At 52.6% G+C, this 18137-nt stretch carries 26 protein-coding genes; 14 read left to right on the top strand and 12 right to left on the bottom strand.

Annotation, left to right across the window (positions count from 1 at the left end):
- Positions 1–102: 102 nt before the first annotated feature.
- Positions 103–657 (top strand): GNAT family N-acetyltransferase, encoded by a 555-nt coding sequence (locus LQK91_RS15210; RefSeq protein ID WP_105099611.1) that lies wholly within the window; start codon positions 103–105, stop codon positions 655–657.
- A gap of 391 nt (positions 658–1048) precedes the next feature.
- Entirely contained in the window at positions 1049–1636 is a 588-nt protein-coding gene (locus tag LQK91_RS15215; protein WP_008924471.1) for a TetR/AcrR family transcriptional regulator, read from the top strand.
- Here the strand turns inward: LQK91_RS15215 and LQK91_RS15220 are convergent.
- Positions 1590–2483, bottom strand: a complete 894-nt coding sequence (locus LQK91_RS15220) for a LysR substrate-binding domain-containing protein (protein ID WP_105099610.1) — start codon at positions 2481–2483, stop codon at positions 1590–1592. The genes LQK91_RS15215 and LQK91_RS15220 overlap by 47 nt on opposite strands.
- 89 nt (positions 2484–2572) lie before the next feature.
- Here LQK91_RS15220 and LQK91_RS15225 point away from each other — a divergent pair, with 89 nt between their 5' ends.
- From LQK91_RS15225 to LQK91_RS15235, 3 genes are read left to right on the top strand one after another with little or no spacing between them, the layout of a single operon-like run.
- Positions 2573–2884 carry a carboxymuconolactone decarboxylase family protein gene (locus tag LQK91_RS15225; protein ID WP_105099609.1) on the top strand — a complete coding sequence of 104 codons (312 nt, stop codon included), beginning with the start codon at positions 2573–2575 and terminating at the stop codon, positions 2882–2884.
- Entirely contained in the window at positions 2884–3273 is a 390-nt protein-coding gene (locus LQK91_RS15230) for a tautomerase family protein (RefSeq protein WP_039661737.1), read from the top strand. The genes LQK91_RS15225 and LQK91_RS15230 overlap by 1 nt, the downstream gene beginning before the upstream one ends.
- Positions 3270–3797: a DUF4865 family protein gene (locus tag LQK91_RS15235; protein WP_105099608.1), complete on the top strand. Its 528-nt coding sequence runs from the start codon at positions 3270–3272 to the stop codon at positions 3795–3797. Before LQK91_RS15230 ends, LQK91_RS15235 begins: the two co-directional genes overlap by 4 nt.
- 25 nt (positions 3798–3822) lie before the next feature.
- Here the strand turns inward: LQK91_RS15235 and LQK91_RS15240 are convergent, their stop codons facing one another.
- The 3 genes from LQK91_RS15240 to LQK91_RS15250 all read right to left on the bottom strand — a co-directional run bounded on the left by LQK91_RS15240 (position 3823) and on the right by LQK91_RS15250 (position 5379).
- Complete coding sequence (locus tag LQK91_RS15240; RefSeq protein ID WP_105099607.1) at positions 3823–4200, bottom strand: RidA family protein; 378 nt, start codon at positions 4198–4200, stop codon at positions 3823–3825.
- 47 nt (positions 4201–4247) lie between these two features.
- Positions 4248–4568, bottom strand: coding sequence for a hypothetical protein (locus LQK91_RS15245; protein ID WP_105099606.1), 321 nt, complete (start codon positions 4566–4568; stop codon positions 4248–4250).
- 115 nt (positions 4569–4683) lie between these two features.
- Entirely contained in the window at positions 4684–5379 is a 696-nt protein-coding gene (locus LQK91_RS15250) for a B3/B4 domain-containing protein (RefSeq protein WP_105099605.1), read from the bottom strand.
- Between the two features lie 43 nt (positions 5380–5422).
- On the opposite strand from LQK91_RS15250, the gene LQK91_RS15255 reads away from it, so the two are divergent.
- Entirely contained in the window at positions 5423–6025 is a 603-nt protein-coding gene (locus tag LQK91_RS15255) for an XRE family transcriptional regulator (RefSeq protein ID WP_033761318.1), read from the top strand.
- Here LQK91_RS15255 and LQK91_RS15260 read toward each other — a convergent pair.
- Positions 6022–6537, bottom strand: coding sequence for a MarR family winged helix-turn-helix transcriptional regulator (locus LQK91_RS15260; RefSeq protein WP_033761321.1), 516 nt, complete (start codon positions 6535–6537; stop codon positions 6022–6024). The genes LQK91_RS15255 and LQK91_RS15260 overlap by 4 nt on opposite strands.
- Before the next feature lie 137 nt (positions 6538–6674).
- On the opposite strand from LQK91_RS15260, the gene LQK91_RS15265 reads away from it, so the two are divergent.
- From LQK91_RS15265 to LQK91_RS15280, 4 genes are all read left to right on the top strand, one after another.
- A complete protein-coding gene (locus tag LQK91_RS15265) occupies positions 6675–7829 on the top strand; it encodes an MFS transporter (protein ID WP_105099604.1) in 1155 nt (384 codons plus the stop codon).
- A gap of 67 nt (positions 7830–7896) precedes the next feature.
- Positions 7897–8589 (top strand): aspartate/glutamate racemase family protein, encoded by a 693-nt coding sequence (locus LQK91_RS15270; protein WP_105099603.1) that lies wholly within the window; start codon positions 7897–7899, stop codon positions 8587–8589.
- A 33-nt stretch (positions 8590–8622) separates the two neighbouring features.
- Entirely contained in the window at positions 8623–8952 is a 330-nt protein-coding gene (locus tag LQK91_RS15275; RefSeq protein ID WP_105099602.1) for a DHCW motif cupin fold protein, read from the top strand.
- 159 nt (positions 8953–9111) lie between these two features.
- Positions 9112–9906, top strand: coding sequence for a YoaK family protein (locus LQK91_RS15280; protein ID WP_008924487.1), 795 nt, complete (start codon positions 9112–9114; stop codon positions 9904–9906).
- A 39-nt stretch (positions 9907–9945) separates the two neighbouring features.
- Here the strand turns inward: LQK91_RS15280 and LQK91_RS15285 are convergent, their stop codons facing one another.
- Entirely contained in the window at positions 9946–10671 is a 726-nt protein-coding gene (locus LQK91_RS15285) for an SDR family oxidoreductase (protein ID WP_039661722.1), read from the bottom strand.
- A 99-nt stretch (positions 10672–10770) separates the two neighbouring features.
- Between LQK91_RS15285 and LQK91_RS15290 the strand changes: the two genes are divergently transcribed.
- A complete protein-coding gene (locus LQK91_RS15290; RefSeq protein ID WP_033761324.1) occupies positions 10771–11655 on the top strand; it encodes a LysR family transcriptional regulator in 885 nt (294 codons plus the stop codon).
- A 19-nt stretch (positions 11656–11674) separates the two neighbouring features.
- Here LQK91_RS15290 and LQK91_RS15295 read toward each other — a convergent pair whose 3' ends face one another.
- A complete protein-coding gene (locus tag LQK91_RS15295; RefSeq protein ID WP_008924490.1) occupies positions 11675–12073 on the bottom strand; it encodes a (R)-mandelonitrile lyase in 399 nt (132 codons plus the stop codon).
- A gap of 115 nt (positions 12074–12188) precedes the next feature.
- Positions 12189–13205: a LacI family DNA-binding transcriptional regulator gene (locus LQK91_RS15300; RefSeq protein ID WP_105099601.1), complete on the bottom strand. Its 1017-nt coding sequence runs from the start codon at positions 13203–13205 to the stop codon at positions 12189–12191.
- 555 nt (positions 13206–13760) lie between these two features.
- On the opposite strand from LQK91_RS15300, the gene LQK91_RS15305 reads away from it, so the two are divergent.
- Positions 13761–13970, top strand: coding sequence for a hypothetical protein (locus LQK91_RS15305; protein WP_231001641.1), 210 nt, complete (start codon positions 13761–13763; stop codon positions 13968–13970).
- Between the two features lie 305 nt (positions 13971–14275).
- Here the strand turns inward: LQK91_RS15305 and LQK91_RS15310 are convergent, their stop codons facing one another.
- From LQK91_RS15310 to LQK91_RS15325, 4 genes are all read right to left on the bottom strand, one after another.
- Positions 14276–14530 (bottom strand): biofilm/acid-resistance regulator YmgB/AriR, encoded by a 255-nt coding sequence (locus tag LQK91_RS15310; protein ID WP_003848273.1) that lies wholly within the window; start codon positions 14528–14530, stop codon positions 14276–14278.
- A 160-nt stretch (positions 14531–14690) separates the two neighbouring features.
- Positions 14691–14984, bottom strand: a complete 294-nt coding sequence (locus LQK91_RS15315) for a hypothetical protein (protein WP_003848275.1) — start codon at positions 14982–14984, stop codon at positions 14691–14693.
- A 195-nt stretch (positions 14985–15179) separates the two neighbouring features.
- A complete protein-coding gene (ycgZ, locus tag LQK91_RS15320; RefSeq protein WP_003848277.1) occupies positions 15180–15425 on the bottom strand; it encodes a regulatory protein YcgZ in 246 nt (81 codons plus the stop codon).
- A gap of 246 nt (positions 15426–15671) precedes the next feature.
- Complete coding sequence (locus LQK91_RS15325) at positions 15672–16010, bottom strand: hypothetical protein (protein WP_231001642.1); 339 nt, start codon at positions 16008–16010, stop codon at positions 15672–15674.
- Positions 16011–16409: 399 nt separating this feature from the next.
- Between LQK91_RS15325 and LQK91_RS15330 the strand changes: the two genes are divergently transcribed.
- Together LQK91_RS15330 and LQK91_RS15335 are read left to right on the top strand one after the other, a co-directional pair.
- Positions 16410–17324, top strand: coding sequence for a metal ABC transporter substrate-binding protein (locus LQK91_RS15330; RefSeq protein WP_008924493.1), 915 nt, complete (start codon positions 16410–16412; stop codon positions 17322–17324).
- Entirely contained in the window at positions 17321–18136 is an 816-nt protein-coding gene (locus LQK91_RS15335; RefSeq protein ID WP_008924494.1) for a manganese/iron ABC transporter ATP-binding protein, read from the top strand. The genes LQK91_RS15330 and LQK91_RS15335 overlap by 4 nt, the downstream gene beginning before the upstream one ends.
- Position 18137: the final 1 nt, after the last annotated feature.

The raw sequence follows: 18137 nt of genomic DNA on the forward strand, positions 1-18137 counted from the left end.
AACTCAACGTTTTTATCGGGCACAGAAGCGTCGTAAAAGTTGGTGTCAGAAAGGGCTGCTGCTATAAAAGGGTATCTGATCAGTACCCAAAAGGAGCGCAGGATGGTCTGGGAATCAGAGCGATTGCTTTACAGATTTACCCTTCGTGAGGATCTTGACGACCTCTTCAGAATCTATGGTGACCCTGAAACGCATAAGTTTAATCCACGAGGTCCCTGGCCTGACAGGGAATATGCTGTGCAGGCTATGGAGCGCATACAGGAGAGTTATCGGGACCAGGGTTTTGGCGACTGGACGATATTCGAAAAAGCGCATCCGGAAAAAATCATTGGTTTTGGTGGGGTATTCCGAAGCCAGTTCGATGGCCGTCAGACCAATAATCTCGGATACCGGTTTGAGCCCGCGGCCTGGGGAAAAGGGTATGCCACAGAGCTTTCCCGCAGAGCTATTCGTTATGGCTTCGAGGAAGCCGGACTCAGCATTATCACCGGTGTAACGCGCGAAAACCACCTGGCTTCACAGCGGGTGTTGGAGAAAGCGGGCTTAACCTTTTTGAAAAGAGTCGAGGATGCAGAGGGCTTGCCTGCCAGCCTGATGTATACCCTCAGCCGATCCGACTGGATTGCGGCGGGCAACACTGTCGCCAAACCTGTCTGATTCTTCTTTATATCACCGGGCGTGGTCAAATCTGCGCCATCTTTTCATATCTGGCGTCTTTAAAGCACCGCTAATCCCGCGATTGACTCTCCGCAGCATGAATTATTTTATTCACCTTATTCCGGGGAGGATTTATGGATATTCGAACAATTTTTATTTCAGCGGTAATGGCAGTCGGTCTTTTATGGATAGGAGCATCGGATAATTCATCGTCCCATCTCAATACAGAACCGGTCAGTTCAGTCCTGAGTAAAATTCAGCCCTGATAAGACCTCGCCTGATAGCACACTTTAACGCCTGTTCAGCCTGAGATGCGGTACACTGCCAAATTCCGTTAACGCAATTTTGTTGCTTTAACTGTGACGTTATCACTGACAAAAGCGGGAGAAAGATGGCACGGGAAATGATTCGTCAGGGTGGGCGCAGCGCACGTATTCAGGCAGAGGTGCATAACACCGTCAATCGATTACTGGAAACCGTTGACCGTTCGGCTATTACCGTTCCGATGATCGCCGAACAGGCAGGCGTAACGCCCTCTACAATTTATCGACGCTGGGGTGATCTGGCCCAGTTGCTGGCAGATGTCGCAGTAGCGCGGATGCGGCCAATCGCCGAACCGGAAGATACAGGATCGATGATCAGCGACCTTACTTTGTTCCTCCAGCAATACGCTGAAGAGATGTCGTCTAAAGTCGGTCGTGAACTGCTAGCCGATGTGATCGGCAGTCATGCTGAAGAAGCCAGCCAGAAGTGCTGTGGATTCACCTATCAGCATCTGGAAACTTTGAACATCCGCGCACGTGAACGTGGCGAACCCGGCTTTGATGTTGATCGCATGGTTGATGTGGCCGTGGCTCCCGTTATGTTCCACATTCTGTTCGGTGATCGCGATATTTCATCAGCCTACTGTTCTTCGCTGATTCAGCAGGCATTTAGTCAGGCCTCTGGCGCTGAACAAAGGGCAGGGCAGCTTCCGTGATGAGATGCTCCAGCAGCATACGCGCCGGATCGTTGCCCTGATCTGAGCGGGCCAGCGCGATTCCCAGATAGCCGGGTTGTGGCAACCGGTCTGACTCCGTCACCAGCTTTTCTGGCATACCTGCGCGGGTGCGCAGGGTTATACCCAGCCCGGCCTGAACTGCCGCCCAGATCCCGCTAAGACTGTGACTGGTGAACACGATCCGCCAAGGAATGCCTGCCTTATCCAGTGCCTGGGTGGCGCGCGTTCGCATCACACAGGGCGCATCAAATGCCACCAGCGGCAGCGCTTCGCCGCGCCACAGAAACCCTGCCAGATCAAATGCCGGATGCTGAATCCAGGCTAACGGACATTGACCAATCAACTGTGTGCCAGTCTGCTGCTCCGCCTGCCAGAGCAGCGCCAAATCCAGCTCATGACGCGCCAGCGCCGTGTGTAGCGGCTGATTTCTGTCGACGCGAGCGGTCAGCCTCACTTCCGGATGCTGGCGATTAAATGCGCCGAGAATGGCAGGCATCAACGCCTCGCCAAAATCCTCCTGCATGCCAATACGTATTTCACCCTGTAACGCCTCGCCCTTCACCGCCCGCAATGCCTCATCGTTCAGTGACAGCAGCCGTCTGGCGTAACTCATAAGCTGTTCACCACTTCGTGTCAGTTGGAGATGCCGCCCTTTTTTCAGCACCAGTGCCGTGCCGCATTGCTGCTCCAGTTTCTTGAGTTGCGCACTGACAGCCGACGTTGATCGACAGAGATGCTGTGCTGCCAGCGCGAAGCTGCCAGCATCGATTCCAGCAACGAAACTGCGCAGCGCATCCATATCCAGTGACTCTGGTAGTTTATTCATTATCGTCCTGTAAATGCGGATGGTGAATGCTGATTAATTTGATTTTCAGGATTGAGACTATGAATAACACTCTCTCTGACCACTGAGGAGTGTGCAATGAAAATTCACTGGATCGGGAAACACTGGCGCAACGCGCGCCAAAACTGGCCGAACTGACACAGCAGCTGCTGTTTGGTGATATCTGGCAACGTCATCTGTTGTCACCACGTGAGCGCAGCCTGCTGACGCTGGCAACGTTAACCGCGATGGGGCGCGTTCAGCAGCTGCCGTGGCATATCGATTTTGCCCGTCAGAACGGGCTGACACAGGATGAGCTGGTGGAGAGCTTTACACATCTGGCGTTTTACGCTGGCTGGCCCGCCGCCGTCACCGCGCTGGGCTATCTGGAGGATAACTGCTGATGCCATTCACCCGAATCACGTTGCGTCAGGGCTACAGCGATGCGGCACTGAATACGATTTCAACATTACTCCAGAAAGCACTGGTGACGGAGTTTGACGTGCCTGAGCATGATTGCTTTCAGGTGATTGAGATGTTGCCAGCCTGTCAGCGGGTATTTGATATTCACTATCTCAGTGGCGGGCGCAGCGACAATTTCGTGCTGTTTCAGGTGACAGCAGGCCGACCGCGATCCCGGAATCAGAAGCAACGGTTTTATCATGCCCTTTGTGCGGCGCTGCAGGTGGAAATGGCGATCGATCCCGATGATGTCATGATCATTATTCAGTTCAACAGCACCGAAGAGTGGAGCTTCAGCGGTGGCCGGATGCTGGCACAGGAGGCGTTATGATTATCATGCACTACCGTTTTACCCTGCCTGCGGACTACGATATGGGCATCATTGAACAGCGCATCAGGCTAAACGGTGCCCGGCTGGATGGCTTTCCGGGGCTGGTGGCGAAGGCGTATCTCTGGGCCTGCCGTGATGATGGCGGACTGAATGAAAACCGTTATGCACCCATCTATTTCTGGCGGGAGGCGAATGGGATGCAGCGTTTCCTGCAAAGTCCTGGCTTCGCGACGCTGGTCAGAGATTTTGGCTGGCCGATCATCGAAAGCTGGCTGGCACTGGAAGGGCAGAACCACCTTCCGAATCTGGCCGACGCCCGGTTTATGACGCTGAATCGCTGGACGATCCCCCGGCATTCGGACCTGACTACAGTGCCACTGAGGGCAGGATTAAGTGCCTGGGATGTGACCCGCTGGCAGGGATTAAGCATTGACGCCTCACAGCAGCGTTCCGCAGACCAACAGGAGGTCTACCGCATCGGTTATCTGGCGCGGGGTTCCGCTGCTGCTGATCTACAGCTATAGCAGCTGAGAGATCGCGGTTTGCGACTTATAAAGCAAAAATGGCTTCAATCTCGATACGCAGATCTGTGGAGAAAAGGCCGCTGACCTGAACCAGCGAGCTGGCTGGCAGATACTCGCCATAATGGCGATAAAGCACTTCCCTCAGCGCGGTGATCTCAGTGAAAGAAGTGATAAATATTGTGACCTTGAGCAATGCGGCAAGCGAGGTATGCTCTGCGGCGGTAATATGCCTGAGCTGATCAAAAATAGCTTCTGCCTGTTCAGCCATATCGCCCTGCTGAGCGGGTGTGCCAGCCGCAGTCAGCCCTGAAACATAAAGCGTGTTGCCATGCTTAACGGCATGCACATAAGGTGCTTTTACTTCGCCCAGTTCTGCGTAATTTTTGCGTTCTGGCAGACTCATCTTTTTCCTCAATGATTCGATCATCACATAATTACACCCGCCGAAAATCAGCGTGTCAGCAGTTGCTGGCAGGCTGCATTATCCTGGGCGGCGCGCTGTTGATCATCCGTCGTCAGTTGGTGCCAGCGGCCAATCACACGGTCGCCCAGCGCTGACTTGTAAGTTATTTTTTGCAGCGCATAGTCAGAATTGCCGCCTTCTATCACGTTGCGCATCTGCGTATCAAGCGGCTGCGCACTGCGATGATCAATCGCGCAGAATACCGCGACGTAATACGCTTTATCCTCCTCACTGTCGTGCGGGATCAACCACCAGCCAGCCAGAGCCAGGATCAGCAGCAGCGGGAGAATATATTTTACTTTAGCCATTAGAGTCACCGGTTGTATGCAGTTCAGTCAGCCGGGTATGGCCAGACGCAGGGCGCGTATCCTGCCACAGATTCTGGCCAACGTTAACCCTGCATCACCGGTGTTGGGGCAATGTTCAGATGGCTGGCGCGTCGATCAGCGTTGCACTGATCTGTGCCCCTGGCATCATCTGCTCTAATCCCGAGATCAGATCGTCACTGGCCTGTTGCAGCGCAATGAGCGGCATAGCCGGAAGACTTTCCAGGATAAACCACATCTGGCGTGCACTGGCATCCAGTCTGGTCCGCACACCCTGACGCCAGTTCCAGCGGCGGCAGGTTACGCCCTGATCGTCTCGCCAGATCACTTCGCCGGGTTCTGGTGACTCATCAACCACCTCGCCCTCTTTGACGGTATCGAACCGTTCACTGCCGTCAGCAATCACCAGACGTGGCGCACCAATATAAGCCGCAATATTTTCGCCTCCAACTGGCAGGGCGTAGCGAATGCTGATGGCATTGTAGAGATCGACAACCGGATCGATAGCAGGCAATGCGCCATCCCGCAGCACGCGCTTGCGCAATGCTTCAGCAGAACAGGGTGTGCGTTTCGCTTTAGCACCAAAGGCTTTGAAAACCTCGGCCCAGGCTGCCAGATGCGCATCTGCCCAGGCCACATCATCCTGCAACACCTGCTGGCAGGCACTCTTCAATGCTTCGCTGGCGACCTCAGGTCGTGTTATCGGCGTAGCGTCTACCACAATGCTCATGGCACGAAAGCCGGGGGCGAGCGCGAGAACCGCAGGATCGATTGACGGATGAACAGATAACATCGGATACTCTCTCATTGACTAATTTATTCCATAGTAATGACCGATGACCAAAAAAGTCAATATAACGACCGATGCGGGCGCTGATGTTGCCAGTGTTAATCAGGCTGTCTCAGAGAGCATCAAAAGATGGCGTAAAAGCCAGAAACTCTCACTGGATGCGTTATCCCATCGTGCAGGGATCAGTAAAGGGATGCTGGTTGAAATTGAAAAAGGCGCCGCCAATCCCAGCATTGCCATCCTCTGCAAAGTGGCTGCCGCACTGGGTGTCTCGGTGGCGGATATCGTCAATGTCTCGCATGCACCTGACGCCTGGCTGATTGAGAACAGCGAAATGCCCGTGCTGTGGCAGGGTGAGCAGGGCGGAACTGCGCAGCTGCTGGCGGGGACACGCGGACCTGATATGATCGAGCTATGGCGCTGGAAAATGTTTGCGGGCGAGGTTTTCAGCTCCACGGGTCACTCGTCGGGCACGCTTGAACTGCTGCACGTTGAACAGGGCAAACTGGCATTAACCGTGGGTGAGCAGACAATGGTCGTGCAGCAGGGGTGTGCGGCGGTGGCGCGGACAGATATGCCGCATTCTTATGCCAGTGCCGATCAGCAGCCGGTTATTTTCACCATGACGGTGGCCGAACTGCAGCGCTAAAAACGCTCGTCTGTAGTGATAGCTTCGCCGGGAAACGCCAGCAGCAGCGTTTTCAGCAGCCTCTCCAGTTCGGCACGCTCTGATGCGTCCAGCGGCGCCAGCACCGCCGCCTGCGTGGCGGTGTGGACACGAAGTGCATCCTCAATCTGCTGCTGCCCGTGCGGGGTCAGCCCAACCAGCATGCTGCGCTTATCATCCGGTGCAGCCACACGTTCAATCAGATGCTGCTGTTCCAGCCGGTTCAGCCGATTTGTCATCGCGCCGGAGGTTACCAGCAGCGCCTGATAAAGTTGCGTGGGCGACAGGCGATAAGGCGAGCCCGCCCGCCGCAGCGTTGCCAGTACATCAAACTCCCCCTCCTGAAAACTAAACGGCTCCAGTGCCTGACTGCGCGCTTTCGCCAGATGTTTCATCAGACGCAACACTCTGCCGAAGATGCGCATGGAAGAAGCATCAAGATCAGGCATCGCGTTGTCCCATTGGCTGACAACGAAATCAATATGGTCATGCATAAATCACCTGTAAATGCTGGGGTTATGTTGTCGGGTTGTGCTGCACCTCTTAACAAGGCGGGATATTTATCTTAACGTTAAGATAAATGGTGGCAGCCCAATGCTGTCATCGTCAATCCTCTGTCAGAGTGTCAACGATGAAAAATAATCTCTTCCCCATTCTGTTTGCTGTGATCGTCTTTCTTATCGGGCTAAACCTGCGTCCGATGCTGGCTATTATCGGCCCGCTGTTTCCGGTGTTGCAACAGCAGGCTGGACTGTCAGCTACCTCGTTCAGTCTTCTGACCACGTTGCCGGTGGCGATGATGGGTCTGGCGGCACTTTCCGGGCCGTGGCTGATCGTCCGTATTGGGCCGGTGATGGGCATCGCCTCGGGTTTGCTTCTTCTGACGGCGGCCTGTCTGTGGCGCGGGGTTAACCTGACCTCTGCTCAGCTGATGCTCACTGCGCTGGCGGGTGGCGCAGGAATTGGTGTCATTCAGGCGCTGATGCCTGCCCTGATTCGGCAACGCTTTACAACGGCCGCGGCGACGCTGATGGCGCTGTTCAGCACAGGCATTATGGCGGGAGCGGCACTGACTGCGGCGAGTGCTGAGCCGCTTTTTACCCTGCTGGGCCTGCAACCCACGCTGGCACTCTCCGGAGGATTAGCGCTGGTGACGCTGCTAATCTGGCTGTCCTCGGTCAGGCGGTCGTCGCCGGTGAGTGTAGCGGTTGATGAAGCGATACTGCCTGTGCGGCGCACACTGCTACTGATGCTCTTTTTTGGCATTGGCACCGGGGCCTACACGCTGGTACTGGCCTGGCTGCCGCCATTCTATATACAGCTGGGCTGGAGTGCGCGTCATAGCGGATATCTGCTCGCCGCGCTGACCTTAACCGAAGTGGTGGCAGGATTTATTGTCTCAGCGACGTTACATCGCTTTTCCGACCGCCGTCCTTTGCTGCTTGGCGTGCTGACATTGTTACTGGCGGGGCTGCTGAGTCTGGTGTTCTACCCGAACACGATGCCGGTACTCTCTGTGTTGCTGCTGGGTACAGGAATCGGCGCACTCTTTCCGCTGTCACTGATTGTCACACTGGATCATGCGCGCAACGCCAGAGAGGCAGGCATTCTGCTGTCACGCGTTCAGGGTGGCGGATACCTGATTGCAGCACTGATGCCGCTGGTGGCCGGCTGGGTGCGCGACAGTGGTGCATCACTGACGCAGGCCTGGGTGATCATGAGTGCTGGCGTGGTGGTGTTAATGCTGATTGCCCGGCGATTCAGGCCGCAGAACAGCTCAGCCTGATTAAATCCGTTGCCGAACAATGGCAATCTGGCATGCTGAGAGTAAAACGTTGAATCAGGAGTGCAGCATGAAAGTTATTGGTTTGTTAGGCGGTATGTCATGGGAGTCAACTGCACTCTATTACCGCATACTCAATCAGCAGGTTAAACAGCGGCTGGGCGGTCTGCACTCGGCGGAGCTGGTACTTTATAGTGTTGATTTCCAGCATATCGAGCAACTTCAGGCTGCGGGCGAGTGGCAGCAGGCGGGCGAGATACTGGCTGATGCAGCACGTAATCTGGAAAGGGCGGGTGCGCAATTCATCGTACTCTGTACCAACACCATGCATAAAGTGGCCGCGCAAATCAGCGCCGCCACAGACATCCCGCTACTGCATATTGCTGACGCCACCGGACGGCGTATTCAGCAGGCTGGCGTGCATAAGGTCGGGTTACTGGCAACGCGATTCACCATGGAACAGGATTTCTATCGCGGGCGACTGCATGAGCAGTTCGGTCTTGAAGTGATCACGCCTGATGAAGCGGATCGCCTGTTTGTGCACGAGGTGATTTACCAGGAGCTTTGCCTGGGTGAAATCAATCCCGCCTCGCGTCGTCGTTACAGGGAGATCATGCAGCAGCTGGTGGCACAAGGGGCCGAGGCCATTATTCTGGGCTGCACCGAAATTACCTTGCTGGTTGACGCTACCGATGCCAGCGTGCCGCTATTTGATACCACGCTCATCCATGCTGAAGAGGCCGTTTTCCAGGCTCTCTCTTAACGCTCATCTTCAACGCAGTCTCAGGGACATCGCATGAAAATAGATAATTTGCCGTTTGGGCTGACGGAATGGGATCAGGTTGAAGAGACGGTTCATCCCGGCGACCAGGGAGAGGCGAGATGGCGAACTGTGACGTTTAACGATATCCGGGTTCGCATGGTCGATTATTCGCCGGGCTATGTGGCCGATCACTGGTGCACCAAGGGCCATATTTTACTCTGTATGGCGGGCGAGCTTCACACAGAACTGTCCGATGGACGCCGTTTCGTACTGACACCGGGCGTCAGTTATCAGGTAGCAGATGATGCTGAACCGCATCGTTCGTTTACCTCCACCGGCGCGAAGCTCTTTATCGTTGACTGAGTTTGCTATCTGCCTCTTTTGTGGTCATCAACTGGTGAATCATCGCGTCGTTGACACTTTTAAAAGTAAACTGAATCTGCTTTATAAAAATCAGCAAAATTAATGGCTTATTTCTTCAGAGTTATCTGGTTCTGACGGGAATAATTTTTATCAGGTTGTATGCTTGAAACCGTATTAGAACGTTTTTTGCATTCACCTGATGTGGGGAAGCCTGTGCTGATAAAAAAGAAGAAAGTTCGTTCGCATACCGAAGACCGCTTACTGGCGCTGGTGCTGGCCACCACTGCCGGTATCCTTAATGCCATGGCGCTGGGCGCCTTTGGATTTTTCCCGTCACATATGACTGGCAACACCTCGCAGATCTCCCAGGAGGTAACGACCAGCGACCTGCACACCATGCTATTTTTAATGGCACTGATTGTGGCCTTTGTGCTGGGCTGTACCGTCGCCCGGCTGGCAGTGGTGGTAGGTATCAGACATAAGTTACGCACCATTTTCTGTTTGATTATTCTGGCGGAAGGGGCAGCACTGACAGCGGCATCGTTCTTTGAGATCGTGTTCTACCGGCCAAGTTTTAACGGGGAAGTGCTGGTGATGCTGGGCTTTTTAATGGGGATTCATAATGCCACCTCGACGCAGCTTTCCAATGGCCGCGTCAGATCGACTCACATTACCGGCACGCTGACTGATGCCGGTATTGCACTGGGTTCCTGGATTTTTGCTCATACGTCACACGCGGTGCATCTCGAAACCGACGACCGTCGATTCTTCCAGAAGGTGCTGCATACCCATCTGACGACGGTGTTCTCCTTCCTGAGCGGTTGTATCGCCGGTCTGCTGCTGTTCAAAGCTTATGGCTTTAATGCAATGGTGGGTCTGGGGATCTTTCTGATGCTGGTGGCCTTAACGGCGATCGCCGTTACTGTCCAGCGTACCCGTCGAAGCCTTTACTGATAATACGGCCCGATGCACTCAGCGCATCGGGCCAATGGCTTAATGCTGGGTTCGGGTTGGCCGCACCACAATTTCATTCACATCTACCTCTTCAGGCTGCTCAATGGCATAGCGCACGGCGCGACCAATGGCGTCCGGCTGCAACGCGATAGCGCGATAGTGTCGCATCGCCTCAGCGGCTTCTGGATCGGTAATCGTTGATGCCAGCTCACTCTCGACCACGCCGGGATGAACACAGGTCACCCGCAGCTGGCTGTTCTCCTGCCGTAAACCATCGGAAATCGCCCGTACCGCAAACTTAGTGGCGCAGTAGACCGCCGCAGTGGGTGACACCGCCAGAGCACCAATTGAAGCAATATTGATGATGTGACCCCGCTGTTGGGTCAACATGGTCGGCAGCACCGCCGCGATGCCATACAGCACCCCTTTGATGTTCACATCGATCATCTGATCCCACTCTTCCACCTTCAGCGCCGCAATCGGTGAGAGAGGCATAATACCGGCGTTATTGATCATCACATCAATGCGGCCCCATTTCTCCAGTGCATAATCAACAAACTGCGTAACGTCTTCACGGCGTGTCACATCAAGCGCTTTGATCGCCACCTCAGCACCATTGAACCTTAGCTCTTCAGCCAGCGCGGCCAGACGGTTTTCACGTCGTGCACCCAGCAACAGAATCGCATTCGTTTTCGCCAGTTCTCGTGCGATGCCGGCACCGATACCGCTTGAAGCGCCGGTAATTAAAATCACTTTCTGAGTCATCGTATTTCTCCAGTAAGGTTGTCACTGGCGATCATACGGTGGCTGGATTATAAAGATAATCCACCAAACACTTCACACTCTGGTAACGTAATCTAACCTATGAATGCCGATAAAAATGCTCTCGAAGTCTTTGTGATTGTGGCGCAGACCCGAAATTTTCGACTCGCAGCAGAAAAGCTTGGCGTCACGCGTCCGGCAATCAGTCAGAGTCTGCGACGGCTGGAAGACAGGCTTAATATCACGCTGATGCAACGCACCACGCGTTCGGTTCAGCTGACCGAAGCTGGCCAACGGCTCTATGCCGAGGTGGCTCCGGCGATCAACCAGCTTAACCGTGCCGTCACTGATCTCACCGAACTGGCCACGGAGCCGCGCGGTCAGCTTCGGCTGGCGATCTCATCAATTGCGGAGCGGATGCTGGGAGGAGAGCTGCTAGCGAGCTTTATCACCGCTTACCCGCAGGTTGAGCTGGATATCACCGTTACTGATGAGGAGTTCGATATTGTCGGGCAGGGCTATGACGCGGGTGTACGACTGGGGGAGGTGATTGCTCAGGATATGATTGCCGTGCCTGTCTCCACCGCACAACGTCAGGTTGCGGTGGCATCACCCACTTATCTCGCGCGTGAAGGCACACCACAACACCCCGAGGAACTGGTCAATCATCGCTGCATAGGCTGGCGAAAAGGCCCAGGATTAGCCCCTTATCGTTGGGAGTTCGCTGAGCAGGGGCGTAATTTTGATGTTGCCGTCAATCCGCAGCTCACCACCAACGACATGGGGGTGATGATTCGCACCGCCTGCGCCGGAGGCGGCATCAGCTTTGGCATGGAAGAGACTTTCCAGCCTTACATCGCGCGTGGCGAACTCATTACTATCCTGGATGAATGGTTGCCCGGTTTTGCCGGGTTCTATCTTTATTTCCCCAGCCGCAAAAATCTGGCCCCCAAGATGAGGGCGCTAATCGATCACGTCAGGCTCTGAACAGGGTGAGCGGCTATGTTTAGTCGCGCTGGTATTGCTGGTCGCTGACCTGCTCCAGCCAGTCAACCGGCGAGCCATTCAGTGACTCGGCGATAGCAATATGCGTCATGGCATTGACCGGCGTTGCGCCATGCCAGTGCTTCACATTTTCCGGGATCCAGACGATATCCCCGGCGTTCATCACCTGAATATCTTCACCTTCACACTGAATCCAGCCTTGTCCATGCGTGATAATCAGGGTCTGCCCCAGTGGATGAGTATGCCATGCAGTGCGGGCGCCCGGCTCAAAGGTCACCGTCGCACCACCCACACGGGCCGGTTCGGTTGCCTGGAAAGGGGCATCAATACGAACGCTGCCGGTAAAATATTCTGCAGGTCCTTTCCGTGAAGGCTGCGATCCGTTGGCAATAATTTTCATAACTGACTCCTGCTATTAAGGGAAAGCTTAAGTGTAACCGCCTGGCCGGTGCCTGATTACCCTGTTCAGCACGTATGTGGCTATAAGCAGACGTTATTAATAGCCAGAGCAGATGTCAGGTCGTCATGTTATATCGGGTGATAATATTGATTTTTGAGTAGGGTGCAGGCGGTTCGGTTTCGGGTATAAAGCCATGAAATGCCAGCAGGGTTCGGAAGGCGTGCAGCGCATCGAGCTGTAAATTATGCTCAATCAGCGCATCAATTTTACCTGCCTGAAGCAGGTCGCAATTTTCCTGATCGAGATCGTGACCGATAAACGCATTTACAGGGCGCTTCTGTTCTTCAAACGCGCGCAGTATGCCGGGATTGCCGCCGCCCACGGTGTAAACGGCATCCGCGTCCGCATGGCTCCGCAAAAACGCCGTTACTGACTGATGCATCCTGTCATCAATACCATACCCGCCAGCCAGCACGCTCACCTGATGCTGAGGCGCAAACTGTTGCATCGCTCGCTGAAAACCCAGAATTCTTTCCTGTTCGCCAATGAAATCGTGACTGCCGGTCACTGCCACAATATGCGATCGAGTAACCCGCAACCATTTTGACATCAGAAAAGCTGCCACCTTGCCAGCATCAAAGTTGTCCATGCCGATGTAACGCAGACGCGCGCTGTCGGGTAAGTCACTCATCATGGTGACTACCGGAATACGCTGCTTCAGCATCAATTCAATAGTGGGATTAAGCTCGCCAGAGCAGGCCGCTTTCAGAATGACACCGTGGCTGTAAAGCGCTTTTTTATTCAGCAGCGCGTTAATCGCTTGTGCCGTAAGATTCGCACCAAAGTGGAAGCGCAGCTGAATTTTAAAGGCAGCAAAGCTGGCGATCTGACTGCTGAGCGCTTCTCGTATCAGTGGCTGAAAGCGATCAGGCGTATGCATGATCACGTCGAAAAAGAGTGTTCTGCCTTTTGCCAGCCCCGCCTTTTGCATCAACTCCAGGTCCGCTATTGCCTGTTGAATTCGGTGCAGCGTTCGGGCATGAACGTTACCGCGCTGATGGAGAGCACGGTCAAGGGTTGCGAGGCTAAGTCCCGACTGGGCAGCAATCTGTTTCAGGGTAAATTTAGCCATGTGCTACTCGGGATGCCGGCGAATGAAAGTAGTTTTATCACACTGCGGGCTGTTTTCGGATGGTGATTTGACAATCGCAGTTCAGGATATTCCAGACCCTCAAGCCTGCGGCGATTCGAGAGAACATTTTTTATAATCAGATTCTGCCGGGCTTCTGTTTTCGGGATAGGGCGCTTTGGTTAAGGTCAGTCACAGTGAAATTAGATTACGGCGATGATAACCCCATTTTAGCAATTTATAAGTTAAGGGTTACAGCGGGCAAATATAAAGCAAGATAATATCCCGTGAGTGTATAAATAGTAACCTCTTTGCCGCTTCGCTTATATTTTTACAAAAACCACTTTTTTGTTTTTTACCTCCTGCTAGTGATAGACTGTATATGCATACACTGTCGGGAGGTCGTGTGAAGTACGACAACGATAATGAAATCCGTGCGCTGGTTGGCGCGGTAGTTAGTGATTTGATCAAGGCGGGAGAGCCAGTTCATTTTCACGATATTACGGACGCTCTGTTCAGACTGAGCGAAGAAACCCGTGACAGCAGGCTTAAATCACTGTGTCAGGAAGCGATAGCCTTTTTCACCCGCAAGATGCATTGAGGTTGATGGCGCCGGTTTTTGGCGCCATCCCTGACGCCTGTCCTGTTCATTCACCGGCATCGATTCACTTCAGCGAGAATAAGGTGCCCGAAATCCGTTTTCTGATGATTTTGGCTGCCCCTGGTTTTGATCTTCAGGATCATATAAAACGCTTTCTCACCTTCTGAAAAATATAAATCAAAAAGGCTATTGAGATTGCTGGCCAGAGAAAATGGCAAGGGTTTAATTACTGAAGCGGTAATCTGCTCTGTTATCGTTATTATTTTCGGAATGCTTATTTTCGTCAGGAAATAGGTTTAACGGTAATCATTAATATGAAGTTCCTGCAACATCACTGGACGCACTCTTTTTACAGGTCGATTATGGGAAATAAAATCGTGAGAAGGGAGAAGGAGAATGACGCAGGGAAATGAATGAGAATTAGCGGTTCGACAAGCAGTTAACCTGACCTGCGTTACCGCAGGTCAGAGAATCAGAAGCCGGTATCGTCAGGTGTTCGGCCAACAACGATTTCCAGCGTTTTACGCAGCACATCCATTCTGACCACATCGGAGGTGCATTCAAGTTCAGCAATCAAATAAAGGATAATCGCTTTATTCGTTACGCGCCCCTGGTCGGCCACAATGTCACGAATGACACCGCCCAGCAGTTCTGTTTCGGGAGCAAGTAAATCGCCTTCGCTACGAAAATAATCAATGATGGTTGAATCTGATGAAGAGTGTTGCATGATTTTTCATTCTCTGAAGAAAATTAGTCAGAAGCAATGTGAATTGTCAAAACGAGTGTAGACGCTGTTTTCGTTTTGCCCAACCAGCCGTAAAACATTTCTTTTTCAGGCTGCCGCTTCGGTTAAACTAGCCGCGTAATTCAGGTATCTAACCCTTCAATCAGTGTTTTTTCGAACCATCGGGCGGGCCATCGCTGTTCATGCGATGTGACTTATTATCACGCTCGGCGCTGTCACCCTTAACGCGTTTGCGCGCAGCAACCATGCCATTACGGACTTCAGTGATGGCTTTGCGAATAACGGTTACTTTTTCATTGTCATCAGCATCCGCAGCCATGAGTTCAAGCTGTTCTATCAGGGCATTACTGGATACCGATTTGTCTGACTTGAGTAATGTCAGGACGGCTTCACCTATCATGACATCTGTCAGTTTCTCATCTTCACTTCTGTACATACTGGCTTCTCTGATTGCGAATCAATGGCCATGCTGCGGGTCCGTATCTCTCTGCAGGTGCGAAGAGATGCACCTGATACGGGAAAGCAGTACTGGGCTTTTTAACTAGGGTAAACCATCCTGGCGGCGTGACTAAATCGGGCATCCTGAAAAACTGTAATGACTATCACTGGCGACTATCAATCCGTGTTTGCATTAGCTTTCACGACGGAAAAGCAATGCAATGAGCTCGTGCAGATGACGCTCTTCTTCAGGTGTTGCGGCAAGTTCAAGGCGTCGCAACAGTTTACTGCAAATCGCTTTACGACTCAGGCTATGCCCTGCACGCAGAATTTCCACAACAACTGAGCCCAGTGTCTCCTGTTGCGAAGGGGAGTTAGCCTGATTGAAGTAATGGGCAATATCGCTAATTGCTTCAGGGGCTTGTCCGTTCTGGCGCATGTGGGTGTCCTCAGGTGGTTAAAATGTATCGCACACAGGTTGTGCAAGTTATACATCTTTAGAATTCTTGTACAGAATTTTGGGTTTTTGAGGTGAGTTTTTTTGTGCAAAAAGTGCTTATTGATTTAAATCAATTAGTTAAGAGAGTGTGTGGTGAGGGGAAAATTGTACCAAATACCTGTACGGTTTTCACTGCTAAAGTGCTCCGACCTGTACAGGCAGGTCGGTAAACAGGCGTGGGTAAGGTTAATGCTTCAGGAAAATGTCATCCGCGGAGAGCGGGTCAGCAGGTTCTTTACCAAATGTTGTTGATAACCAGTTCGCGGGGCTGGTGCTGCGGGAACCGATAGTTTTGAACCCCATCAGCCATTGACGCGCGTGCTGTATCTGCTCAAGACGATTATCATTAACTTCAGATCCAGCCATCACTTTTAGCTCATTAATCAAAAGTTCAACGTTCACTTCCTGACCGGCATTAAACAGGTTCATTGCAGCTTCGCCAATGATGACATTCGCTTTTTCGTCGCTGGAAAAATACAAAATATCCTCCTGTGTGATTGCGGTAAGTAACATTAACTGTAGCAAAAAAATTCACGAAACTTAATCAATTCTACCTATCAATAATATTATTTTAATCGTTGAGGGTTGCATGTGTCATGCCTGTGCAATTCGCTAATACACCTGCCTCTGTTAAATGCGCAGGGTGATTGCTTTTATCCTGACACGTTAATCGCTTCTGCATTTATTTTTGCTGGCGTGAAAAAGCAGAGAGTCGCCAGATAAATTCACTGTGCACGCGTTCATGAAATAAAAAAATTATTGTATATCAATAAAATAAAGCAACTTCTTACAGAAATTGACATTCAGGCTTCACAACTGAAGAAACTTCACATCCACGCGCTACATCAACGGTATAGCCTGTGCTATAAAGAATAGCCTATGCTAATTATGCTCTTTTCTTAATCAACTCTGGAGACCGCTCTGATGACGACAATAAAACCAATAGCCACCTTGTTACTGAGTGCTTTGCTGACTCTGGTGACGGCTGCCAGTTGTAATGCAGCAGAAAAATTTAAGGTTGTGACAACGTTTACGGTCATTGCTGACATGGCGAAAAACGTGGCGGGCGAGGCTGCTGAAGTCACTTCCATTACTAAACCGGGTGCTGAGATACATGAATATCAGCCTACGCCCGGCGATATTAAGCGTGCCCAGGGTGCGCAGCTCATCATGGCAAATGGGCTGAATCTCGAACGCTGGTTTCAGCGCTTCTACCAGCATCTGGATGGTGTTCCGGAAGTCGTGGTCTCTGCTGGTGTAAAACCAATGGGAATTAGCGAGGGGCCCTACAACGGAAAACCAAATCCTCACGCGTGGATGTCCCCGGACAATGCACTGATCTATGTCGATAACATTCGCGACGCACTGATGAAATATGACCCCGCTAATGGGGATATCTATCGTCAGAACGCAGCAGCCTATAAGCAAAAAATCACCGCAGCGCTGGATCCATTACGGCAACAGATTGCCGGGATTCCAGCGGATAAGCGCTGGATGGTCACCAGCGAAGGCGCTTTTTCCTATCTGGCACGTGATCTGGGTATGAAAGAACTCTATCTCTGGCCTGTTAATGCTGACCAGCAAGGCACGCCGCAACAGGTAAGAAACGTCATTGATCAGGTGAAAAAAAATGCAATTCCGGCGGTGTTCAGCGAAAGCACGGTATCGGATAAGCCCGCCCGACAGGTCGCCAGGGAAACCGGTGCGTATTACGGTGGCGTGCTCTACGTTGACTCACTGAGCACCGCTCAGGGACCGGTGCCGACTTATCTTGATCTGCTTAGCGTCACCACAGAGACACTGGTCAAGGGCATTAAAGCGGGGGAGAGAGCAAAATGACCGATACCATCGTGGTTTCTGATGTCACCGTGACCTATCGTAACGGTCACACCGCATTGCATGGCGCCAGTTTCCGCGTACCCGGCGGATCGATTGCGGCATTGGTAGGCGTGAATGGCTCAGGTAAGTCAACGTTGTTTAAAGCGCTGATGGGTTTTGTCCGGCTTGCCAGCGGCAGCATCTCGGTGCTGGGTATGCCGACGCGCCAGGCACTGCGCAAAAGTCTTGTAGCCTATGTGCCACAGTCGGAAGACGTGGATTGGTCTTTTCCGGTGCTGGTTGAGGATGTCGTCATGATGGGGCGCTACGGTCATATGGGCCTGCTACGCCGGCCTAAACCGCACGACCAGCAGATTGTCAGCGAGGCGCTGGCGCGGGTCGATATGCTTGACTACCGCCATCGTCAGATCGGTGAGCTTTCTGGCGGGCAAAAGAAAAGGGTATTCCTGGCACGCGCCATTGCCCAGCAGGGCAGCGTTATCCTGCTGGATGAGCCGTTTACCGGCGTGGACGTTCAGACAGAGGCCAGAATCATCAGTCTGCTGGGTGAGTTGCGCGATGAAGGCAAGACCATGCTGGTTTCCACACATAATCTGGGGTCCGTTACCGAGTTCTGCGATTACACCGTCATGGTTAAAGGCACTGTTCTGGCCAGCGGCCCGACCCGGACCACCTTTACTGCCGCAAACCTTGAGCGCGCATTCAGCGGCGTACTGCGTCATGTCATGGTGAAAGGGCTGGACGATCAGATCATCACTGATGACGAACGGCCTTTTATTGCGCCTCGCACGACACGTGAAGATGGGAACTGAC

Source organism: Pantoea sp. MHSD4, from assembly GCF_021043305.1.
GTDB lineage: Bacteria > Pseudomonadota > Gammaproteobacteria > Enterobacterales > Enterobacteriaceae > Pantoea > Pantoea eucalypti.